Genomic DNA, 19,476 nt, shown 5'->3' on the forward strand with positions numbered 1-19,476 from the left:
GATCCCGGCGCGGCACCGGAGACGTCCCCGGAGACGGCCCGGGAGACCGCCCGCGGGACCGACCGGGAGATCCTGCGACTCGCTGTCCCCGCCTTCCTCGCGCTCGTGGCCGAGCCGATGTTCCTGCTCTCCGACGCCGCGATCGTGGGACACCTCGGCACCCCCGAGCTCGCCGGGCTCGGCGTCGCGGCGGTGGTCCTGCAGACGGTCGTCGGGCTGTGCGTCTTCCTCGCCTACGGCACGACCGCGAGCGTCGCGCGCCACCTCGGGGCCGGCGACCTCCGTGCCGCCCTCGCCCAGGGGGTCGACGGGATCTGGCTCGCGGTGCTGATCGGGGTGCTCGCCACCGTCGGGGGCGTCGCGCTCACCCCGGCCCTCGTGGGCGCCTTCGGCACCGGCGCCGAGGTGGCCGGGCACGCCGAGACCTACCTGCGCATCGCCTTCCTCGGCACCACGCCGCTGCTGGTGATGCTGGCCGCGACCGGGGTGCTCCGCGGCCTGCAGGACACGCGTACGCCCCTGCTCGTCGCCGTCGTCGGCAACGGGCTCAACATCGTCCTCAACCTCGTCCTCGTCTACGGCCTCGACCTCGGCATCGCCGGGTCGGCGATCGGCTCGGTGCTCGCGCAGGTGCTCAGCGCGGCGTGGTTCCTGGTCGTCGTCGTCCGCGCCGCCCGCGAGCACGAGGCGCCCCTGGCCCCCGACCGCGCCGGCATCCTCGCGGCCGCGCACGCCGCCGTCGCGCTGGTCGTCCGCACCCTGGCGCTGCGGGCGTGCCTGCTCGTCGGCACCTACGCGGTCACGCGGGTGGGCACCGGGGCGGGCGACGTCAACGTCGCCACCCACCAGATCGCCATCACGCTGTGGACCTTCCTCGCCTTCGGCCTCGACGCCATCGCGATCGCGGCCCAGGCCCTCACCGGCCGGGCACTCGGCAGCGGCGACGTCGAGAGCACCCGCCGCCTCACCCGGCGCATGGTGCGGTGGGGCTGGGGCAGCGGCGTCGTCGCCGGGCTGGCGCTCGCGGCGCTCGCCCCGTTCGTCGGCGTCCTCTTCACCCCCGACCCGGCGGTGCGCGACCTGCTGGTGCCCGTGCTGCTCGTGGCGGCGCTCGGCCAGCCGGTCGCGGGCGTGGTCTTCGTCCTCGACGGCGTCCTGATCGGGGCCGGCGACGGCGCCTACCTCGCGTGGGCCGGCCTGGTGGTGCTGGCGGCGTACGCCCCCGCGGCGCTGTGGGCGGCCACCCTCCCCCACGGCCTGGTCGCCGTCTGGGTGGCGATGACGGTCGTGTTCATGGGCGCGCGCGGGCTGCTGCTCGGCTGGCGGGCCCGTGGCGACCACTGGCTCGTCACCGGAGCCACCGCCCGCTGAGGGCCGGCGACCCCGGCGGACGACCTCCGCCCCGGGCCTCCGAGACCGCCTCCACACCTTCCCCCGGTGACGTCTGGGGTCACGCGGAACGCTCCCAGCGGGTCGCCCGTCACACCGCCATGACGACCGCGCCCCGACGCCTCACCCTGCTCGCGGCGGCCTGGGTCCTCACCGCGTGCGGGACGCCGGGCGGATCGCCCGATCCCGAGCAGACAGCCGTGGACCGCACCCCCTCGACCAGCCCTTCGACCGGCCCCTCGTCCTCCCCCTCGTCCTCCCTGCCGGCCGGGGCGGCCGTCACGCACGCGGTCGCCGACCTCGCCGCCTCCCTCGGCGTCGACCCCGACACGGTCGAGGTGGTCGCGGTCCAGGACGTGACGTGGCGAGACGGCAGCCGCGGCTGCGCCGAGCCCGAGATGGCCTACACGCAGGCGGTGGTCGAGGGCTCACGCATCACGCTGCGCGTCGGCTCCCGGACCTACGCCTACCACGCAGGCACGAGCGGACGCCCCACGCGCTGCGACCACCCCACGCAGTGACCCACCGCCCCCCGCGTCGCCCGGTCGCGGACGCACCACGGCCCGCCACCCCCGAAGGGGCGGCGGGCCGTGGTCGTGTCGTGCGCCGGGTCAGGCGGGAACGACGTTGAGGGCCACCGCGGCGGACACCTCGTCGTGCAGCTTGACCGACACCTCGTGGGCGCCGAGCGACTTGATCGGGTTGGCCACCACGATGGTGCGGCGGTCGACCTTCTCGCCCGAGACGGCCGTGATCGCGTCGGCGATCTCGGTGGTGGTGACGGCGCCGAACAGGCGGCCACCCTCACCGGAGCGGACCTTCACGTTGACCGCGTTGGCCTCGAGCTTGGCCTTGACGTCCTTGGCGTGGTCCTCGTCGCGCACCGCGCGGGCGGTGCGGGCGGCCTTGATCGACTCGATGGTCTTCTCGCCACCGCGGGTCCAGCGGATGCCGAGACCACGGGGCACGAGGTAGTTGCGGCCGTAGCCGTCCTTGACCTCGACCACGTCGCCGGGAGCGCCGAGTCCGTCGACCTCCTGGGTCAGGATGAGCTTCATGATCCGTGCTCCTCTCAGCGACCGGTGGACGTGTAGGGCAGCAGGGCGAGCTCGCGCGCGTTCTTGACGGCGATGGCCACGTCGCGCTGGTGCTGGACGCAGTTGCCGGTCACGCGGCGGGCGCGGATCTTGCCGCGGTCGGAGATGAACTTGCGGAGCAGCGTGGTGTCCTTGTAGTCGACACCGGTCGCCTTCTCCTTGCAGAACTGGCAGACCTTCTTCTTGGGCTTGCGCAGAATTGCCTTGGCCATTGTGGTGCTCCCTTTCAGTGAGCCCGGCCCTGAAGGCAATCAGGGACGGAATGGAATGTGAACGTGGTGCAGGTGGTCCGGATCAGGAACCGGTTCAGAACGGGGGCTCGTCGTTGCCGCCGCTGACCCCGGGCGTGGCCCACGGGTCCTTGGGCGGAGCGGACTGACCGCCCTGGGACTGGCCACCCTGGGGCTGCCCGCCCTGGGGCTGGCCACCCCAACCGCCGCCGCCCTGGGCGGGCGCCGGGGTGGACCACGGGTCGTCGGCCGGCGCGGACTGCTGCCCGCCACCACCCGAGTAGCCGCCGCCGCCACCGCCGCCGCCGGAGTAGCCGCCACCGCCGCCCTGTCGCGTCGTCTTGGTGACCTTGGCCGATGCACTGCGCAGCGACGGGCCGACCTCCTCGACGTCGATCTCGAAGACGGTGCGCTTCTCACCCTCGCGGGTCTCGTACTGACGGGACTTGAGGCGACCCTGGACGATCACACGCATGCCCCGCTGGAGGGACTCGGCGACGTTCTCCGCGGCTTGGCGCCAGACCGCGCAGGAGAGGAACAGCGTGTCGCCGTCCTTCCACTCGTTGGTCTGGCGGTCGAAGGTGCGCGGCGTCGACGCGATCCGGAAGTTGGCCACGGGGGCCCCCGAGGGGGTGAACCGCAGCTCCGGGTCGTCGACGAGGTTGCCGATCACGGTGATGGTGGTCTCGCCTGCCATGTCAGGTCTCCTCAGAAAGTCCTGCTGCTGTGCCGGTTGATCCGGGTGCTCCCGGTGCTGCGCCCATCAAACAGGCACTCACCGACAGCGGGAAGGGTCTATCCACAGACGCCCGTCGGGGCGATCAGTGGGCGTCGGGACGCATGACCTTCGTGCGCAGGATCGACTCGTTCAGCGTGAGCTGGCGGTCGAACTCCTTGACCGTCGCGGGCTCGGCCGTCAGCGTGATGACGGCGTAGATGCCCTCGGCGTTCTTCTTGATCTCGTACGCCATCCGGCGACGACCCCACACGTCGAGCGACTCGATCGAGCCACCGTCCTTGCGGATCACGTTGAGGTACTTGTCGAGCGACGGCTCGATGGTGCGCTCGTCGAGACTCGGGTCGAGGATGACCATCACTTCATAGGCACGCATAGCGGTCTCCACCTCCTCTGGGCTAGAGCGGCCACGGGCTCTCCGTGGCAGGAGGACTGTGCGTTCGTGGCTGGCGACATCGGTCGCACGGCACGGTCACCCGAAGGCAACCGGAGCAGATTATCAGCGACCGCCCCGGCGGCTGGAATCGTCGCACCGGCCTGTGGAGGACGGTCCACGCGCCGTCGCTCCGGGCTAGCGTCGGCGGGTGGCCGCGACCCCCTCGTCGACCCCCTCCTCGATGACGCCCGTCCCGACGCGCTCCCGCATCCCCTCCCGCACCCGATCGCGCACCCCCGCGGTGGTGGCGGGCCGCTACCAGCTGCTCGACCAGGTCGGCGCCGGCGGGATGGGCTCGGTGTGGCGCGCGCGTGACCTGCGCACCGGGCACGACGTGGCGCTCAAGGTGCTGGGGCGCCACGGCTCCGCGCTGCTGGCGCGCTTCGTGCGCGAGCAGGCGGTGCGGGTCCGGCACCCGCACGTCGTCGCACCGCACGGCTGGGCGGCGGAGGACGACCTCGTCGTGCTCGCGATGGAGCTGGTGGCGGGCGGCTCGGTGGCCCAGCTGCTGCGCGAGCACGGCCCGCTCGACGCGGGGACGGTGGCGCTGCTGGTCGAGCAGCTGCTGAGGGGGCTCGGTGCCGTCCACGCCGCGGGACTGGTGCACCGTGACGTCAAGCCGGCCAACCTGCTCCTCGAGGCCACCGGCACCGGGCCGCCCCACCTGCGGCTCGCCGACTTCGGGGTCGCGGCCCCCGTGGCCGACCGGCGCTTCACCACGGTGCCCGGCGGCGTCGGCACCGAGGGCTACATGGCGCCCGAGCAGGCGCGCGGCGCTCCGCCCAACCCCGCGCAGGACCTCTACGCCGTCGGGCGGGTCGCCCTCGAGCTGCTCACCGGGCTGCCGCCGTCGGGCCAACCTGCGATCCCCTCGCACCCGCTCCGCCCGCTGCTCGAGCGGCTCCTGGTCGCCGATCCCGCCCAGCGCATCGCCACCGCCGACGCGGCGCTGCGACTGCTGCGGCGGCTCCCGGTGCCGCCCCCCGAGTGCCCGCCGGTGCCCGACCGGCTCGGGCCGGCTCCCCGCCCGCGGCGTACGCCCTCCGTGCCCACCGACGGCGCGGACTGGCTCGCCTGGCTGGCGGTCGCCTCCCTGGTCGGCGTGGTCGCCGGGTGTCTGTACGTCCTCCTAGGCTGGGCCGCATGAGCACCGCCAGCACCCTCCCCATCGGCGCCCACGTCGAGCAGACCGACCCCGTCGCCGAGGCCGTCGCGCGCGGCACCGGCCTCGTGCAGTTCTTCCTCGGCGACCCCCAGGGCTACCAGGGCCCCGAGGTGCGGTTCGAGGGCGGGCCGGCGGCGCTGCGCGCGGCGGCCGAGGACGCCGGCGTCGACCTCTACGTCCACGCCCCCTACATCGTCAACGTCGCCACGACCAACAACCGGATCCGGATCCCGAGCCGCAAGCTGCTCCAGCAGCACATGGACGCCGCGGCCGAGATCGGGGCGAAGGGGCTGATCGTCCACGGCGGCCACGTCAACAAGAGCGACGACCCGGCGGTCGGCTTCGACAACTGGCGCAAGGCGATCGAGGCCACCGACCTCAAGATCCCGCTCCTCATCGAGAACACGGCAGGCGGCGACAACGCCATGGCGCGCCACCTCGACCGCATCGCCGGCGTGTGGGACGCGATCTCGGCGGCCGAGGGCGCGGAGCAGGTCGGGTTCTGCCTCGACACCTGCCACGCGTGGGCCGGTGGGATCGACCTGGGCGACGCCGTCGAGCGGGTCCGTGCCATCACCGGCCGCATCGACCTCGTGCACGCCAACGACTCGCGCGACGCGTTCGGCTCGGGCGCCGACCGGCACGCCAACTTCGGCGCGGGCCACCTCCCGCCCGACGAGTTCGCCGGTGTCGTGCGGGAGGCGGGCGCCCCGGTCATCTGCGAGACGCCGGGCGGCGCGAGCGAGCACCTGGCCGACTTCGCCTGGCTCCGCGAGCACCTCTGACCGACGACACGGCGGAGCGAGGGCGGGACCAGGTGGTGTGCCCGCCGCTCACCGTGGGGCACCGCCCGGTGGTGAAGCCGCCGACCTGCCGGCGCGACGCTCAGACGGTGTCCCGACGCACCAGCTCGGGCACGAAGACGACGCGACGCGGGGCGCCACGTCCACCCTGGCCGATGGCCTCCGTGAGGAGCCGGACCGCCTCGGTGACCATCTGGTCGATCGGGTTGCGCAGCGTGGTCAGGGGCGGCTGGGTGCGTTCGGCGACGCCGAGGTCGTCGTAGCCGACGATCGCGACGTCGTCCGGGACCCGGATGCCGCGGGCCTCGAGCTCGCGCATCGCGCCGAGTGCCATCAGGTCGGAGGCAGCGAAGATGCCGTCGATGTCGCCGTCGATGTCGAGGAGCTCGGCGCAGGCCTTGGTCCCGCTGTGCTCGGTGAAGTCGCCGTAGGCGACCCGGCTGCTGTCCAGGCCCGCGGCGTCCAGCTCCTGGCGCCAGCCCATGAGCCGGTCGTGGCCGGCGCGCATGTCGTGCGGTCCGGCGATCGCGGCGATCCTGCGCCGACCACTCTCGACCAGGACCCGTGCGGCCTGGGCGGCGGCACCGGCGTTGTCGCTGTCGACGACGGAGACCCGGTCGGCGCCGACCCACGGGGTGCCGATGAACACGCACGGGAGCCCGAGGTCGGAGAGGTGCTCGGCGAGACGGTCGTCGCGGTGGTGGGACGCGACGATGGCGCCGTCGACGTAGCGCCCGCGCAGGTAGAGGAGCATCCGCGCCTCGTCGCCCGGCTGGGCGAGCAGGAGCACGAGCTGCAGGTCGTGCTCGCGCAGCGAGCGCGCCACGGCGTGCAGCATCCGCGCGAAGAACGGGTCGGAGAAGATGCGCTCGTCCGACTCGGGCAGGATCACCGCGACGGAGCCGGTCCGCTGCATGACGAGGGAGCGGGCGGCACCGTTCGGCGTGTAGCCGAGCTCCCGGACGGCGTCGAGGACCGCGGCCTGCGCCTTCGCGCTCACCTTGGACCTGCCGTTGATCGCACGCGACGCCGTCGCCTTGCTGACCCCCGCCAGCCTGGCCACATCGTCCAGCGTGGACGCGTGCGCCTTCCCCACCACGTGGGTCACGCTACTGGCAGGCCGTTCGCCACGGCCACCTCCGAGAACCACCGGGCGCTGTCCTTCGGCGTGCGCACCTGGGTGGCGTAGTCGACGTGGACGATGCCGAAGCGGTGGGCGAAGCCGTAGCTCCACTCGAAGTTGTCCATCAACGACCACACGAAGTAGCCGCGCACGTCGACGCCCGCGTCCACCGCGTCCAGCACCGCGTGCAGGTGCTGCTCGATGAACTGCTGCCGGCCGGTGTCGTGGATGGCACCGTCGACCACCACGTCGTCGGCCATCGCACCGTTCTCGGTGATGTAGATCGGCGGAGCATCGTAGGTCTCCGCGAGCCGGACGAGGAGGCGCGTCAGCGCGTCCGGGTCGATCTCCCAGTCGCGGTCGGTCGTCGGCCGGCCGGTGCGCGGGAACACGAAGCCACCACCGGGGTACGGCGACTCGCGGGGACGCGGGGAGTGCTGGATGCGGCTCCCGAGGAGCTCGTCCGGCGCGACGTCGCACGGCAGGGCCGCCGGGAGGTCGGGGTGGTAGTAGTTCACACCGAGGAAGTCGGTCGGCGCACTGATCAGCTCGAGGTCGCCGTCCTGGACGAAGTCCTCCCAGGGCCGGCCCCGGAAGAGCATCCCCGCGGTGTCACGGGACAGGTCGTCGGCGTACTTCCCGAGGAACAGCGGGTCGAGGAAGACCCGGTTGTGGAAGCCGTCGAGGCGCCGGGCCGCGTCGACGTCGTCGTCACGGGTCGGGTCGAAGGGATCGGCCACCGTCGGGTTGAGGGTGATGCCTACAGCCTTGCCGTTGTCGGGGGTTCCGCCGCGGCGGCGGAACTCGTCGACGAACAGGCCGTGCCCGAGGAGCAGGTGGTGCGCGGCGACGACGCCGGCGACTCCCTCACGGCGTCCGGGCGCGTGGCCACCGCTGGTGTAGCCCATGAAGGCGGAGCACCAGGGCTCGTTGTGGGTCGTCCAGCTGTCGACGCGATCGCCCAGGACGTCGTGCACGGCCATCGCGTAGTCGAGGAAGCGGTGCGCCGTGTCGCGGTTGGTCCAGCCGCCGTCGTCCTCCAGCGCCTGTGGGAGGTCCCAGTGGTAGAGGGTGAGCCAGGGCGTGATCCCGGCCGCCAGCAGCTCGTCGGTGAGCCGGCTGTAGAAGTCCAGCCCGGCCCTGTTGACCGCGCCGCCGTCGGGGCACACCCGCGGCCAGGCGACGGAGAAGCGGTAGGACCCGAGGTCGAGCGCCTTCATCAGCGCGACGTCCTGCGGCATCCGGTCGTAGTGCTCGCAGGCCACGTCGCCGGTGTCGCCGTGGAGGATCGCACCGGGCACCCGGGTGAAGGTGTCCCAGATGGACGGGGTGCGCCCGTCGGCGGCCACGGCGCCCTCGATCTGGTAGGCCGCCGCAGCGGCTCCCCAGAGGAAGTCGGCGGGGAACGGTCGGATCGTCGTCATCCCTTGACGGCTCCTTGCATGATGCCGGCCACGAGCTGGCGGCCGGTCGCGATGAACAGAAGCAGCAGCGGGATCGTCGCGAGCAGGGTGCCGGCCTGGAGCAGCGCGATGTCGGCGATGCCTCCCGCGGGCGCGATCTTGAGCTGGTCGAGAGCGGTCTGGAGGGTCTGCACGTCGGAGCCCTGCAGGATCAGCAGCGGCCACATGAACTCGGTCCAGGTGTGCATGAACGTGAACAGGGCGAGGATGGCCATGGCCGGTCGGGCCGCGGGCACCGCGACGGTCCAGAAGGTGCGCATCTGCGTGCAGCCGTCCATCCGCGCTGCCTCGATGAGCTCGTCCGGGATCGCGTCGACGAGGTACTGGCGCATGAAGAACACGCCGAACGCGGTGACCAGGAAGGGCAGGACCACGGCGGTGCGGGTCCCTGCGAGCCCCAGGTTGCTGAACTCCTTGAGCAGCGGCACGAACGCGAGCTGGGTGGGCACCGCCAAGGTCGCGACGACGAAGCCCATGGCGAGGTTGGCGCCCCGGAACCGCAGCTTGGCGAGGGAGTAGCCGGCCAGGGTGGAGAAGAACACCACCGACGCCGCCGAGAGGCTCGAGATGATCACCGAGTTGCCCAGCGCCGACCAGAAGTCGATCTGGTCGAAGACGCGCCGCGCGTTGTCGAGGAAGTGGCCGCCCGGGTAGAGCGGCGGCGGGCTCTGGATCGCGCGCTCCTTGGTCACCGAGCCGATGACGAACGACCAGTAGAGGGGGAAGGCCGAGCCCGCCACGAAGGCGGAGAGCAGGCCGTAGACGAGGAACCCGGGACGCCGGCTCATCGCTCGGCCCTCCTCTGCAGGTGGCGGGTGAGGAGGAACTGGAGCAGCGCGATGCCGATGATGAGCAGCACGATCAGCCACGTGGCCGCGGCGGCCCGCGGGTAGGGGTCGGTGCCGCTGTTGGAGGTGTTGAACACGTACATCGTCAGCGTCTGGTACTGGTAGTTCGCGCCGCCCTGGAACTGCAGGTTGGTGTCGAAGAGCCGGGGCTCGGTGAAGATCTGCATCCCGCCGATGGTCGCGGTGACGATGACGAAGAACATCGTCGGGCGGATCGACGGCAGCGTGACGTGGAGGAACTGCCGCACGCGGTTGGCGCCGTCGATCGCCGCCGCCTCGTAGATCTGGCGCGGGACCGCCTGCATCGCGGCGAGGATGATGAGCGTGTTGTAGCCGGTCCAGCGGTAGTTGACCATCGTGGCGATGGCCGTCCAGCTGGCGAAGCGGTCGGAGTGCCAGCTGACGCCGGGGAGGCCGACCGCGCGGATGACCTCGTTGACCAGACCGGACTTGTCGGCGAAGAGGCTGCCGAAGATCAGCGCGGTCGCGGCCGGAGCGACGACGAACGGCAGGAGGACGCTCATCCGCCACCAGGTCCGTCCCCGCAACGGCGTGTCCAGCATCCCGGCGATGACCGTGGCGATGACGACCTGCGGCACCGAGGAGAGCAGGAAGATGCCGATGGTGTTCCAGAAGGCCTTGTGGAACACCGGGTCCGTGAGCACGTGGGCGTAGTTGGCGAAGCCGACGCCGGCACCGTGGTCGGCCCCGTAGCGCGGCCAGGAGAAGAAGGAGAGATACCCCGAGTAGGCCATCGGGTAGACCCCGACGAGCAGGAACACCAGGAAGAACGGCAGGAAGTAGAGGTACGGCGAGATCCGGAAGTCCCACCGGGACAGCTTCTGGCGCCACGTCAGCGGCGGCGTCGGCGGACGGGCCCGCTCCTCCGACTCACCGGCCCTGAGCGCCTCGACGGTCGTCATCGGGCTGCTCCTCTCGTGGGTGGGGGCCGGTGCCCCGGGCCGGGGAGGTCGTCGGGACCTCCCCGGCGGAGGCGTCCGTGCTGGACGGGGACATCGGTCAGGACAGGCTCTCGACGGCCTGCTCGAACGTCGCCCACGACTTGTCCGGCGAGGTGCCTTCGTCGACGCGCTGGATCGCGGTGAGGAAGAGGCCGAGGATGTCGGAGTACTTGTCACCCTTGTAGGGGTGGCCGGGCTCCACCGCGGCGGCCCGGTTGGCGAGGATCTGCGCGGTGGGGGCGTCGTTGAAGTAGGGGTCGGTGATGTTGTCCGCGGCGAGGGACTCCTGCGCCCCGATGTTGGCCGGGTAGTTGCCGGCGGCCTCGAAGGCGGCGAGCTGCTGCTCGGTGTCGGTCAGCCAGTTGGCGAGCTCCTTGGCCTCCTCCTGGTGCTCGGACTGCATCGGCACGGCGAGGTAGGACCCGCCCCAGTTGCCGCCGCCGCCCGGGAAGGCGTCGACGAAGTCCCAGCCCTCGACGTCCGGAGCGGCCGACTTCACGTTGGAGAACATCCAGCCGGGGCAGGGGATCGTGGCGAAGCCGTCGTTCGTGAAGCCGGCCTCCCAGTCCTCGTCCCACTGCACGACGCGCGGGGAGAGGGTGTCGACCTTGCTGGTGACGGTCTCCCAGACATTCTGCAACTCGGGGTTGTTCACCTCGACCTCGTTGTCCTCGGTCTGGAAGGGGAACTCGGTCTGGTTGAGCATGGCCTGGGCGATCGCCCCGCTCGAGTCGAACCACTTCGTCCCGGGCAGCTCCTCGGTGAGCTGCTCGCCGGCGGCGAAGTAGCTGTCCCAGCTCTCGAAGACAGCCTTGACCTCCTCGCGGTCACTCGGCAGCCCGGCCTTCTCGAAGAGGTCGGCGCGGTAGCAGAAACCCTCGGGTCCCGCGTCGGTCGGGTAGGCGACCTGCTTGCCGTCGGCGGTCTGGCCGTTCTCGTACGCGTACTCCACCCAGCGGTCGTCGAGCGAGGGGTCGGTGAGGTCGGCGAACTGCTCGGAGGCGCCATCGGTGAGGAACTGCGGCATCGCGTCGCCCTCGATCGCGATGACGTCGGTCAGGCCGTCACCGGCCTGCAGGGCCTGGGTCATCGTCTGCTTCCACGGGTCCCAGTCGGCGATCTTGGTCATCTTGACCGAGAAGGGACGCTCGGGGTCGGCGTTCCACTGCTCGATGAGCGCGTCGTAGCCGAAGTCGCTGAACGTCGTGATGGTGAGGACGTCGTCCTTGCCGAGCGAGGCCTGGCTCGCGTCGGAGTCGCCTCCGCAGGCGGCCGTGGTGCCGGCCACGAGTGCCAGGGCGGCACCGACGGCGGCCTTTCGTCGAGTGGTGGAGTGGCGCATGGTCTGGTGCTCCTCGCGGTCGAGCCGATGGTGGAATCGGTTCCACCGTTGTTGCCGTGAAACTATGACGGCCATCACACACAGCGTCAAGGGCTGCGCGTGCACCAGCTGACAACGCCGCCGGGGAGCGCGTGCAATCGGTTCCATTCACGGACCCTCTCTCTAGGATTCGTGCGTACGCCTCGCCCTCGTCCCAGTTCCGGAGGAAGCCATCCGAGCCGCGCAGCTGACCGACGTCGTCACGCACCACGGAGAGGGCATCTGCTGGGACCCCGCCCTGTCGCGGCTGCGCCTGGTCGACGTCTCCGAGGGCGACCTCCTCACCCTCGACGGGGAGCGCCTCGAGTCACGCCTCGACGTGGGTGCTGTCGTGGGGGCGTGGCGTCCCCGCACGAACGGGGGCGTCGTGGTCGCGACGGACGACCGGTTCGTCCTGCTCGACCCCACGGGCGCCCTCGAGTGGACCTCGCCCTCGCTGTTCGGCCCCGGTCGCCGCATGAACGACGGAGGGTGCGATCGGCAGGGGCGGTTCTACTGCGGCTCGATGGACGTGCATGCGATGCCCGGACAGGGCACCCTGTGGAGGCTCGACCCGGACCGCACGGTCTCGCCGGCGATCACGGACCTGACGATCCCCAACGGGCTCGTGTGGTCCGTGGACGGGACCCGCGCCTTCCACGTCGACACCCCGCGGGGCTCGATCGACGTGCTGGAGCACGACGGCGACACCGGGGCCCTGGCGAACCGGCGACCGGTGGCGCACGTGTCCGGGGGGGACCCCGACGGCATGGCGCAGGATGCGCACGGGGGTCTCTGGGTCGCGTTGTGGGGCGGGTCCGCGGTGCACCGCTACTCCCTCGACGGCACGCTCACCGCGGTCGTCGAGGTGGATGCGGTCCAGGTGTCGTCGTGCGCCTTCGGCGGACCGGGCGACACCCATCTCTACATCACCACGTCCCGACAGGGCCTGGGTGAGTCCGAGGACCCCGCGGCGGGTGCGGTGTTCTGCGTCGACGTGGCCGTCGAGGGAGCACCGGTCGCGGCGTTCAGCGCGTGAGGGGCCGTCGACGCAGTGCCCGGCACGGTGGTCGCGGCGCCGGGTGAGCCGTCGTGGCGGGGGCGCGGACAGCTACGGGTCCGAAGCACCCCGGGGCCGACCTCGACGATGCGTTGGGGAAGTCCGAGGTTTCTCCGACGATCCCCCTGGGTACACCCGTTCGGGGGTGCCCCACGGGAAAAGGGCGGACGCCGTGCAACCGATCCGTTGTGGCGTGCGTCTCTCCTGGCGAAGGGACCAGACACGCACGGGGGTCGTGTCTGGTCCCTTGTAGCCTTGCCGGAGTGACGACCCCCCTGACGCTGCGCCCGATCTCCGCGCTGCAGCACCGAGACCTGATCGCCAGCCGGTCGTCCGCGAGCTTCCTGCAGACCCCGGCCTGGGCGAGCGTGAAGGCCGAGTGGCGCGCCGAGTCGATCGGCTGGTTCCGCGGCGACGAGCTCGTCGGCGCGGGCCTGGTGCTCTACCGCCAGCTGCCGAAGGTCCGGCGCTACCTCGCCTACCTGCCCGAGGGCCCGGTGATCGACTGGTCGGGCGACGACCTCGCCGACTGGCTGGCGCCGATGGTCGCGCACCTCAGGCACCAGGGCGCCTTCGCGGTGCGGATGGGACCGCCGGTCCTCACCCGCCGCTGGTCGGCCGAGCAGGTCAAGGCGGGGATCGCCGACCCGGCGGTGCACCGCCTCGGCGACGTGCCTCCGCTCGAGCGCACCCAGCAGGGTGCCCGGGTGGTCGCCCAGCTCCACGAGCTCGGTTGGCAGCATCAGTCGGCGGCGGGCGGCTTCTCCGCCGGTCAGCCGCAGTTCAACTTCCAGGTCCCGCTGGTCGACGACGAGGGCCGCCCGCGCACCGAGGCCGACGTCCTCGCCGGGATGAACCAGCTGTGGCGGCGCAACATCAAGAAGGCCGACAAGGCGGGGGTCGAGGTGAGCCCGGGCCAGCGCACCGACCTCAAGGCGTTCCACGACCTCTACGTCCACACTGCCGAGCGCGACCACTTCACCCCGCGCCCGCTGTCCTACTTCGAGACGATGTACGACGCCCTGGCCGCCGAGGACCCCGGCCGGATCCAGGTCTGGCTGGCGCGCCACGACCACGACCTGGTCGCGGCGACCATCGGCATCCGGGTCGGCACCCACGCCTGGTACTCCTACGGCGCCTCGTCGACCGAGAAGCGCGAGGTCCGCGGCTCCAACGCCGTGCAGTGGGCGATGATGCGCGACGCGCTCGGCGCGGGCGCCCACGTCTACGACCTGCGCGGCATCACCGAGACCCTTGACGCCGACGACCCGCACCTCGGTCTGATCCAGTTCAAGGTCGGCACCGGTGGCCAGGCGGTCGAGCACGCCGGCGAGTGGGACCTGCCGCTCAACCGGGCGATCTACAAGGCCTTCCAGCTCTACCTGGCGCGCAGGGGGTGAGGCGCGGATGAGCCTGACCCTCACGGTGGACGGCGAGCGGTGGCGCTCGCACCTGCTCCGCACGGTCCGCGACCACCCGGGCATCGTCCCGGTCGCCAAGGGCAACGGCTACGGCCTCTCGCTCCCCCGCCTCGCCCGGCGCGCGCAGTGGCTGGCCGACCACGCCGACGAGACCGGCGCGCCGCTCGACACCCTCGCGGTCGGCACGTACGACGAGGTCGAGCCGGCGGCGAGCCGCTACTCCGGTGACCTCCTGGTGCTCACCCCCTGGCGCCCGTTCGGCGCGGCCCTCGACCTCGACGCCCGCACCGCCTCGCGCGTCGTACACACCGTCAGCCGCCCCGACGACCTGGTGGCGCTGCGCGAGCGCGACCCCGGCGCCCGTTTCGTCCTGGAGCAGCTCACCTCGATGCTGCGCCACGGCATGACCCGCCGCGACCTCGCCACGGCGGCCGCGACGCTGGGCACGGCGCGCAGCGGGCTGCGCGGGGTGGCCATGCACCTGCCGCTCAACACCACCTCCCACCTCGGCGAGGTCAACCGCCTCATCAACGAGATCGTCGCGTCCGGGCTGCCGACCCGCACGGTCTTCGTCTCCCACCTCACGCGCGCCGAGCTCGCCGCCCTGGCCACCACCTATCCCGACTTCACCGTGCGCCCGCGCATCGGCACCGACCTCTGGCTCGGCGACCGTGGCGCCCTCTCGGTCACCGCCACGGTCCTCGACGTGCACGAGGTCGAGCGCGGCGACACCTTCGGCTACCGGGGCCGCAGCGCGCCCAAGCACGGCCACATCGTGGTGGTCAGCGGTGGCACCGCCCACGGCATCGGCCTCGAGGCCCCCACCGGCGACCAGTCGCTGAAGGCGCGGGCCGCGACGCTGGCCCGCGGCGGCCTCGACGCCGTCGGCTTCGTACGCTCGCCGTTCTCCATCGACGGCAAGCAGCGGCTGTTCGCCGAGCCGCCCCACATGCAGGCCTCGATGCTGTTCGTCCCCTCAGGGGCGCGCGTCCCCCACGTCGGTGAGGACATCGAGGTGCGGGTGCGCTTCACCGCGACCCACTTCGACCGCGTCGTCGTCGACTGACCCCGGCGGCCGCCAGCCGGCGTCGTCGTCCGGCCCGTCGACGGGCCCGGACGCGGCGTCACGCAGCACCGCACCGATGAGCCAGAGCAGACCGAGGACCCGCAGCAGCACCGCGACCCAGTAGGCACGGCCGTCGTCCGACACGGTCGGCTCCAGGGCCAGCCCGACGTACCAGCCCGTGATCACCCAGCTCACCAGGTGCAGCCCCTGCCACACCAGCAGGTCGCGCCAGCGGCGGACGGCCAGCGCGGCCAGCGGCAGCAGGAGCAGCGCCGACTCGGGCGGGGCCGACGGCGCCACCACCAGGCCGGCGGCCAGCAGCACCAGCCCGGCGCGCGCGGTCGTCATCGCCGTCGGCCGGCCGGCCCGGCGCACGAGCCACCACGCCGCGGCCGCCGCGAGCGCGAGGACGACCACCTGGCCGAGCGTGCGGACCGTGGTCGAGGCGCCGATGCCCGTCTGGTCGAGCAGCAGCCAGATCGAGCCGATGTCGAGATCGGGCCCCGTCGCCCGGCCGGGCAGGGTGAGGACGACGTAGGCCGCACCCGCCGCGAGGAGCGCGTCGACCCGGTCGCGCAGCCGTCCTCCGACGGCGAGCACGCCCACCAACGCCAGCGCCACGGGGAGCGCGAACGCCGCCCCCACGCCGGCGCCGACCCCCGCCAGCCACGGACGCCCGGAGGTCCAGCCCCACAGCAGGACGGCGACGCCCACGGCTGCGACGAGCTCCCACGAGAGCCAGTGGACGAGCAGCACCGGGCCGAGCGCCCAGCCCGCGGCGGCCCACGGCCGCCGGCGGTCGACCCGCACGAGGAGCGCCGTCGCCAGCAGGGCCAGCGCGGCGAGGAGGACCGCCAGCCCCGCGGTGGTCGCGACGGTGCCCGAGCCGGGCAGCACCGCGGTGGCGCGCTCGACCCCGTCGGTGAGCCAGGCGGCCACCCGCGGCGGCGACCCGGCGTCGACCGACCTGCCGGCCAGGTCGGTCCAGCACAGCTCGGTGAGGGGCTGGTGCTCGTTGCCCCAGCCCGTGGGCACGCAGGCCGTCTTGGCCAGCATCCCGGCGGCGAGGGTGACCGCGGTGGCGCCGGCGAGCACCCGTGCGGCCGACCACCAGGGGTGGCCGGCGGCGTGCGCTCCCAGCGGACCGCCCGCGACCTCCGACATGGCCGCCGCGACCGGGTCGACGCGCGTCGGCGCCTCGACGGGCTCGGGCTGCTCGGGCTGGGCGCGGTCCACGGCCGGGGTCAGGGTCGGACGTCGGCCAACGGGGAGCGGGGCTGGAGGCGCCCGCTCGGCGGGGGGACGCCCGGCGTGGGCGGCGTCTCGGGTGGCAGCGTCGGGATCTCGGTCGGCAGCGTCGGTGTCTCCGTGGGCACCGGAGTCTCGGTCGGCAGCGGCGTCTCCGTCGGCGTCTCCGTCGGCGTCTCGGTGGGAGTCTCCGTGGGGGTCTCGCTCGGCTCGCTCGGCTCGAGGGTCGGCGACGGCGTGTTGGACGGCTGCGGCGTCGAGGAGGACGGCGGCGGCGGGGGCGGCGTGTACTCGTGGCCGTCCTCGGGCGCGTCGCCGTCGACGAAGACCGGCTCGGGGAAGTCCTCGACCTCCTTGCCCTCCATCACCCGCTGCATGATGTCGGTCCACGTCTTGGCGGGGTAGTTGCCGCCGAAGTAACCGGACTTGCCGTCCGAGCTGGTCGGCAGCCACAGGTCGGCCCCGTCGGGTCGCGGGACGTCGAGGCCCTCACGGCCCCGGCCGCGGACGTACATGACGGCGGTGGAGACCTGCGGCGTCATCCCGACGAACCACGAGGAGGAGACCTCCTCCTTGTCGTTGGTAGCGGTGCCGGTCTTGCCCGCGGCCGGGCGGCCCAGCGCGAGCGCCTCGGTGCCCGACCCGGACTCGACGACCTTCTGCAGCGCGTAGGTCACGTCGGCCGCGATGTCGGGGTCCACCGTCTCCTTGCTCCGCTCGCTGGCCTCGTAGAGCACCTCGCCGCTGCGGTCGACGACCTTCTGCACGACGTGGACCTCGTTGCGCACCCCGCCGTTGGCCAGGGTGGCGTAGGCGTTGGCCATGTTGATCGGGCTCACCTGCGCCGTGCCGAGGGTGACGCCGATGTTGTCCTGGAAGTCGATCGAGCTGCGCGGGATGCCCCAGCGCTGCGGCTCGTTGCCCGGGATGCCGAGGTCCTCGGCGGCCTGGATGACCTTCTGCGGGCCGCCGTCCATCGAGTCGACCATGTCGACGTAGGCGGTGTTGATCGAGTTCTCGGTCGCCTCGAGCATGGAGACCGCAGAGCCGTAGTCGGTGTCGCCCTGGTTGCCGAACTCGGTGCCGGCGATGTCGATCGGGCTGTTGCCCTCGAAGGTGTCGTTGAGGGAGTAGCCCTCGCGGATGGCTGCGACGTTGGTGGCGGCCTTCATCGTCGAGCCCGCCATGCCGCCGGCGACGGCCCAGTTGATCTGCGACTCGAGGTAGTCCTGGCCGCCGTAGAAGCCGAGCAGCTCGCCGGTGGCGGTGTCGACGGTGGCGGCACCGACGTGCAGGTCCTTGTTGCCCGCGGGGCCGGGCATCCCGGCGTCCGGGCGCTGCGCGGTCACGGCCTCCGCGACGTCGCTCATCACCTCGGGGTCGAACGTCGTGGTGATCCGCAGGCCGCCGCCGTCGATCTCGTCCTCGCTGGCGATGTTGCGGGCCAGCAGCTCCTGCTTGACCAGCGAGAGCATGTGGCCGCGCTGCCCGCCGTACTGGCTCTGGGCGGCGATCTTGGGGAACTTGGGCAGCCGCTTGACCGCCTTGTCGCGCTGCTCGGGGTCGATGGTGCCCATCTCGGCCATGCTGTCGAGCACGTAGGCGTAGCGGCCCTTGAGGTCCTGCCGCGCCTCCTTGCCGTTGGCGGGGTCGTACTTGGAGGGGTTGTTGAGCACCGTCGCCAGGACGGCTGACTGGCGCAGGTTGAGCTTGCTGGCCGGGCGGTCGAAGTAGGCCTCCGCCGCGGCCTCGATCCCGTAGGCGCCGCGACCGAAGTAGATGGTGTTGAGGTAGCCCTCGAGCACCTCCTCCTTGCTCAGCTGCTGCTGGATCTTGAGCGAGACGACGGCCTCGCGGATCTTGCGCTTGTAGCTCTGCTCGCTGGTCAGGTAGAGGATCTTGACGTACTGCTGGGTGATCGTGGAGGCGCCCTGTCGGGCGTTGCCGCGGGCGTTGGAGAAGAGCGCGCGGGCGATGCCCTTGGGGTCGAGGCCCTTGTCGGTCCAGAAGGTCTGGTTCTCCGCGGCGACGACGGCGTCCTGCATCGTCTCGGGCATCTGCGACAGCGGGATGGAGACCCGGTTCTGCTCCTCGTAGTAGGTGCCGAGCTCCTGCTCGCCGTCGCGGTAGTAGACGAAGGTGGTCTGGGACTCGAAGTCCTCGTTGGGCTCGGGGATGCTGATCGCCTGGTAGAGCACGACCACCACGCCGCCGAGGACGATGGCTCCGACCACACCGAGGACGGCGAGGACCTTGGCGATCCTGGCCGCTCGCTGCTTCCCCGTACGCCGCGGCTGGGGCCGCCGGGTCTGGGCCTTGCCGTCGGCCCTCCGCTTCTTCACACTCACGCGGCAAGGGTAAGGGGAACGCTCAGGGCATCCCGATTCGTCGCCAGCGGATATATCGGTACGATAGGTCACATGGCACGCCGCGGGGACACCATCGAGCTCGCAGTCCTCGGACTGCTGCACGAGGGACCCATGCACGGCTACGAGCTGCGCAAGCGGCTCAACCTGATGCTCGGCTGGGGGCGCGTGCTGTCCTACGGCTCGCTCTACCCCGCCCTCAAGAAGATGCTCCGCGCCAACCTCATCACCGAGGTGAGCACCACCACCACCACGACGAGCCGCCGCCCGCGCATCGTCTACGAGGTCACCCCGGCCGGCCACGAGCAGTTCCAGCGCCTGATGTCGGAGGTCGGACCCACGGCGTGGGAGGACGACAACTTCGACATCCGCTTCGCCTTCTTCTCCTCCACCGACATGGAGATCCGCCTGCGGGTCCTCGAGGGTCGCCGCTCGCGCCTGCAGGAGCGGCTGGCCCGCGTCCAGGACGAGCTGGCCCGCACCCAGGCCGAGGTCGACCGCTACGCCGGCGAGCTCCAGCGCCACGGCGTGGAGTCGGTGGAGCGCGAGGTCCGCTGGCTCTCCGACCTGATCCGCGCCGAGCGCGGCGACGAGGCCGGCGGCTCCGCGGCCGCCCAGGCGCTCAACCAGTCGGCGCGGCCCACCACCGAACCCCTGCACTGAGCACCTTCCCCCAGCACCTGCACCGAGCACCACAGCACGG

The 19,476-nt window shown here is 72.1% G+C and carries 19 protein-coding genes; 8 read left to right on the forward strand and 11 right to left on the reverse strand.

Features of this window, described 5'->3' with window-relative positions; genetic code table 11:
* The first annotated feature begins 117 nt into the window (after nucleotides 1-117).
* Together AC3X7Z_RS14730 and AC3X7Z_RS14735 are read left to right on the forward strand one after the other, a co-directional pair.
* Nucleotides 118-1,371 carry an MATE family efflux transporter gene (locus AC3X7Z_RS14730; protein WP_489976476.1) on the forward strand — a complete coding sequence of 418 codons (1,254 nt, stop codon included), beginning with the start codon at nucleotides 118-120 and terminating at the stop codon, nucleotides 1,369-1,371.
* A 218-nt stretch (nucleotides 1,372-1,589) separates the two neighbouring features.
* Complete coding sequence (locus AC3X7Z_RS14735; protein ID WP_489976391.1) at nucleotides 1,590-1,910, forward strand: DUF8738 domain-containing protein; 321 nt, start codon at nucleotides 1,590-1,592, stop codon at nucleotides 1,908-1,910.
* A 90-nt stretch (nucleotides 1,911-2,000) separates the two neighbouring features.
* Here the strand turns inward: AC3X7Z_RS14735 and rplI are convergent, their stop codons facing one another.
* The 4 genes from rplI to rpsF all read right to left on the reverse strand — a co-directional run bounded on the left by rplI (nucleotide 2,001) and on the right by rpsF (nucleotide 3,828).
* Complete coding sequence (gene rplI / locus AC3X7Z_RS14740) at nucleotides 2,001-2,447, reverse strand: 50S ribosomal protein L9 (RefSeq protein ID WP_186339656.1); 447 nt, start codon at nucleotides 2,445-2,447, stop codon at nucleotides 2,001-2,003.
* A gap of 14 nt (nucleotides 2,448-2,461) precedes the next feature.
* Nucleotides 2,462-2,698 carry a 30S ribosomal protein S18 gene (rpsR, locus tag AC3X7Z_RS14745; protein WP_056603689.1) on the reverse strand — a complete coding sequence of 79 codons (237 nt, stop codon included), beginning with the start codon at nucleotides 2,696-2,698 and terminating at the stop codon, nucleotides 2,462-2,464.
* Between the two features lie 94 nt (nucleotides 2,699-2,792).
* Complete coding sequence (locus AC3X7Z_RS14750) at nucleotides 2,793-3,413, reverse strand: single-stranded DNA-binding protein (protein ID WP_489976392.1); 621 nt, start codon at nucleotides 3,411-3,413, stop codon at nucleotides 2,793-2,795.
* A 124-nt stretch (nucleotides 3,414-3,537) separates the two neighbouring features.
* Entirely contained in the window at nucleotides 3,538-3,828 is a 291-nt protein-coding gene (gene rpsF, locus AC3X7Z_RS14755; protein ID WP_186339658.1) for a 30S ribosomal protein S6, read from the reverse strand.
* A gap of 208 nt (nucleotides 3,829-4,036) precedes the next feature.
* On the opposite strand from rpsF, the gene AC3X7Z_RS14760 reads away from it, so the two are divergent.
* Both AC3X7Z_RS14760 and AC3X7Z_RS14765 read left to right on the forward strand, forming a co-directional pair.
* Nucleotides 4,037-5,035, forward strand: coding sequence for a serine/threonine-protein kinase (locus tag AC3X7Z_RS14760; RefSeq protein WP_489976393.1), 999 nt, complete (start codon nucleotides 4,037-4,039; stop codon nucleotides 5,033-5,035).
* A complete protein-coding gene (locus AC3X7Z_RS14765; protein WP_186339660.1) occupies nucleotides 5,032-5,838 on the forward strand; it encodes a deoxyribonuclease IV in 807 nt (268 codons plus the stop codon). Before AC3X7Z_RS14760 ends, AC3X7Z_RS14765 begins: the two co-directional genes overlap by 4 nt.
* A 100-nt stretch (nucleotides 5,839-5,938) precedes the next feature.
* Here the strand turns inward: AC3X7Z_RS14765 and AC3X7Z_RS14770 are convergent, their stop codons facing one another.
* The 5 genes from AC3X7Z_RS14770 to AC3X7Z_RS14790 form a co-directional block, all read right to left on the reverse strand.
* Nucleotides 5,939-6,955 carry a LacI family DNA-binding transcriptional regulator gene (locus AC3X7Z_RS14770; protein WP_241005265.1) on the reverse strand — a complete coding sequence of 339 codons (1,017 nt, stop codon included), beginning with the start codon at nucleotides 6,953-6,955 and terminating at the stop codon, nucleotides 5,939-5,941.
* 5 nt (nucleotides 6,956-6,960) lie between these two features.
* A complete protein-coding gene (locus AC3X7Z_RS14775) occupies nucleotides 6,961-8,403 on the reverse strand; it encodes a glycoside hydrolase family 1 protein (RefSeq protein WP_489976394.1) in 1,443 nt (480 codons plus the stop codon).
* Entirely contained in the window at nucleotides 8,400-9,230 is an 831-nt protein-coding gene (locus AC3X7Z_RS14780) for a carbohydrate ABC transporter permease (RefSeq protein WP_489976395.1), read from the reverse strand. Before AC3X7Z_RS14780 ends, AC3X7Z_RS14775 begins: the two co-directional genes overlap by 4 nt.
* Entirely contained in the window at nucleotides 9,227-10,213 is a 987-nt protein-coding gene (locus tag AC3X7Z_RS14785; RefSeq protein ID WP_489976396.1) for a carbohydrate ABC transporter permease, read from the reverse strand. The genes AC3X7Z_RS14780 and AC3X7Z_RS14785 overlap by 4 nt, the downstream gene beginning before the upstream one ends.
* Before the next feature lie 97 nt (nucleotides 10,214-10,310).
* Nucleotides 10,311-11,594, reverse strand: coding sequence for an ABC transporter substrate-binding protein (locus tag AC3X7Z_RS14790; protein ID WP_186339665.1), 1,284 nt, complete (start codon nucleotides 11,592-11,594; stop codon nucleotides 10,311-10,313).
* Between the two features lie 259 nt (nucleotides 11,595-11,853).
* On the opposite strand from AC3X7Z_RS14790, the gene AC3X7Z_RS14795 reads away from it, so the two are divergent.
* The 3 genes from AC3X7Z_RS14795 (at nucleotide 11,854) to AC3X7Z_RS14805 (ending at nucleotide 15,159) form a co-directional block, all read left to right on the forward strand.
* Nucleotides 11,854-12,651: an SMP-30/gluconolactonase/LRE family protein gene (locus AC3X7Z_RS14795; protein WP_489976477.1), complete on the forward strand. Its 798-nt coding sequence runs from the start codon at nucleotides 11,854-11,856 to the stop codon at nucleotides 12,649-12,651.
* 284 nt (nucleotides 12,652-12,935) lie between these two features.
* The gene (locus AC3X7Z_RS14800) at nucleotides 12,936-14,072 is read left to right on the forward strand and encodes a lipid II:glycine glycyltransferase FemX (protein ID WP_241005267.1); all 1,137 of its coding nucleotides are present in this window, start codon (nucleotides 12,936-12,938) and stop codon (nucleotides 14,070-14,072) included.
* Between the two features lie 7 nt (nucleotides 14,073-14,079).
* The gene (locus tag AC3X7Z_RS14805; RefSeq protein ID WP_489976397.1) at nucleotides 14,080-15,159 is read left to right on the forward strand and encodes an alanine racemase; all 1,080 of its coding nucleotides are present in this window, start codon (nucleotides 14,080-14,082) and stop codon (nucleotides 15,157-15,159) included.
* On the opposite strand, the gene AC3X7Z_RS14810 is transcribed toward AC3X7Z_RS14805, so the two are convergent.
* Both AC3X7Z_RS14810 and AC3X7Z_RS14815 read right to left on the reverse strand, forming a co-directional pair.
* Nucleotides 15,070-16,395 (reverse strand): hypothetical protein, encoded by a 1,326-nt coding sequence (locus AC3X7Z_RS14810; protein WP_489976398.1) that lies wholly within the window; start codon nucleotides 16,393-16,395, stop codon nucleotides 15,070-15,072. The two genes, AC3X7Z_RS14805 and AC3X7Z_RS14810, sit on opposite strands and share 90 nt — an antisense overlap.
* 8 nt (nucleotides 16,396-16,403) lie before the next feature.
* The gene (locus AC3X7Z_RS14815; RefSeq protein WP_489976399.1) at nucleotides 16,404-18,755 is read right to left on the reverse strand and encodes a transglycosylase domain-containing protein; all 2,352 of its coding nucleotides are present in this window, start codon (nucleotides 18,753-18,755) and stop codon (nucleotides 16,404-16,406) included.
* A 72-nt stretch (nucleotides 18,756-18,827) separates the two neighbouring features.
* On the opposite strand from AC3X7Z_RS14815, the gene AC3X7Z_RS14820 reads away from it, so the two are divergent.
* Nucleotides 18,828-19,436 (forward strand): PadR family transcriptional regulator, encoded by a 609-nt coding sequence (locus AC3X7Z_RS14820; protein WP_186339669.1) that lies wholly within the window; start codon nucleotides 18,828-18,830, stop codon nucleotides 19,434-19,436.
* The last annotated feature ends 40 nt before the right edge of the window (nucleotides 19,437-19,476 follow it).

The sequence above is a fragment of the Nocardioides sp. Z24_21 genome, from assembly GCF_058134345.1.

Bases quoted from the DNA above. Each gene is read 5' to 3' on its own strand.
- AC3X7Z_RS14730 (WP_489976476.1), top strand. From the start codon at position 118: ATGTTCCTGCTCTCCGACGCCGCGATCGTGGGACACCTCGGCACCCCC.
- rplI (WP_186339656.1), bottom strand. From the start codon at position 2,447: ATGAAGCTCATCCTGACCCAGGAGGTCGACGGACTCGGCGCTCCCGGC.
- rpsR (WP_056603689.1), bottom strand. From the start codon at position 2,698: ATGGCCAAGGCAATTCTGCGCAAGCCCAAGAAGAAGGTCTGCCAGTTC.
- AC3X7Z_RS14750 (WP_489976392.1), bottom strand. From the start codon at position 3,413: ATGGCAGGCGAGACCACCATCACCGTGATCGGCAACCTCGTCGACGAC.
- rpsF (WP_186339658.1), bottom strand. From the start codon at position 3,828: ATGCGTGCCTATGAAGTGATGGTCATCCTCGACCCGAGTCTCGACGAG.
- AC3X7Z_RS14765 (WP_186339660.1), top strand. From the start codon at position 5,032: ATGAGCACCGCCAGCACCCTCCCCATCGGCGCCCACGTCGAGCAGACC.
- AC3X7Z_RS14775 (WP_489976394.1), bottom strand. From the start codon at position 8,403: ATGACGACGATCCGACCGTTCCCCGCCGACTTCCTCTGGGGAGCCGCT.
- AC3X7Z_RS14780 (WP_489976395.1), bottom strand. From the start codon at position 9,230: ATGAGCCGGCGTCCCGGGTTCCTCGTCTACGGCCTGCTCTCCGCCTTC.
- AC3X7Z_RS14785 (WP_489976396.1), bottom strand. From the start codon at position 10,213: ATGACGACCGTCGAGGCGCTCAGGGCCGGTGAGTCGGAGGAGCGGGCC.
- AC3X7Z_RS14790 (WP_186339665.1), bottom strand. From the start codon at position 11,594: ATGCGCCACTCCACCACTCGACGAAAGGCCGCCGTCGGTGCCGCCCTG.
- AC3X7Z_RS14805 (WP_489976397.1), top strand. From the start codon at position 14,080: ATGAGCCTGACCCTCACGGTGGACGGCGAGCGGTGGCGCTCGCACCTG.
- AC3X7Z_RS14820 (WP_186339669.1), top strand. From the start codon at position 18,828: ATGGCACGCCGCGGGGACACCATCGAGCTCGCAGTCCTCGGACTGCTG.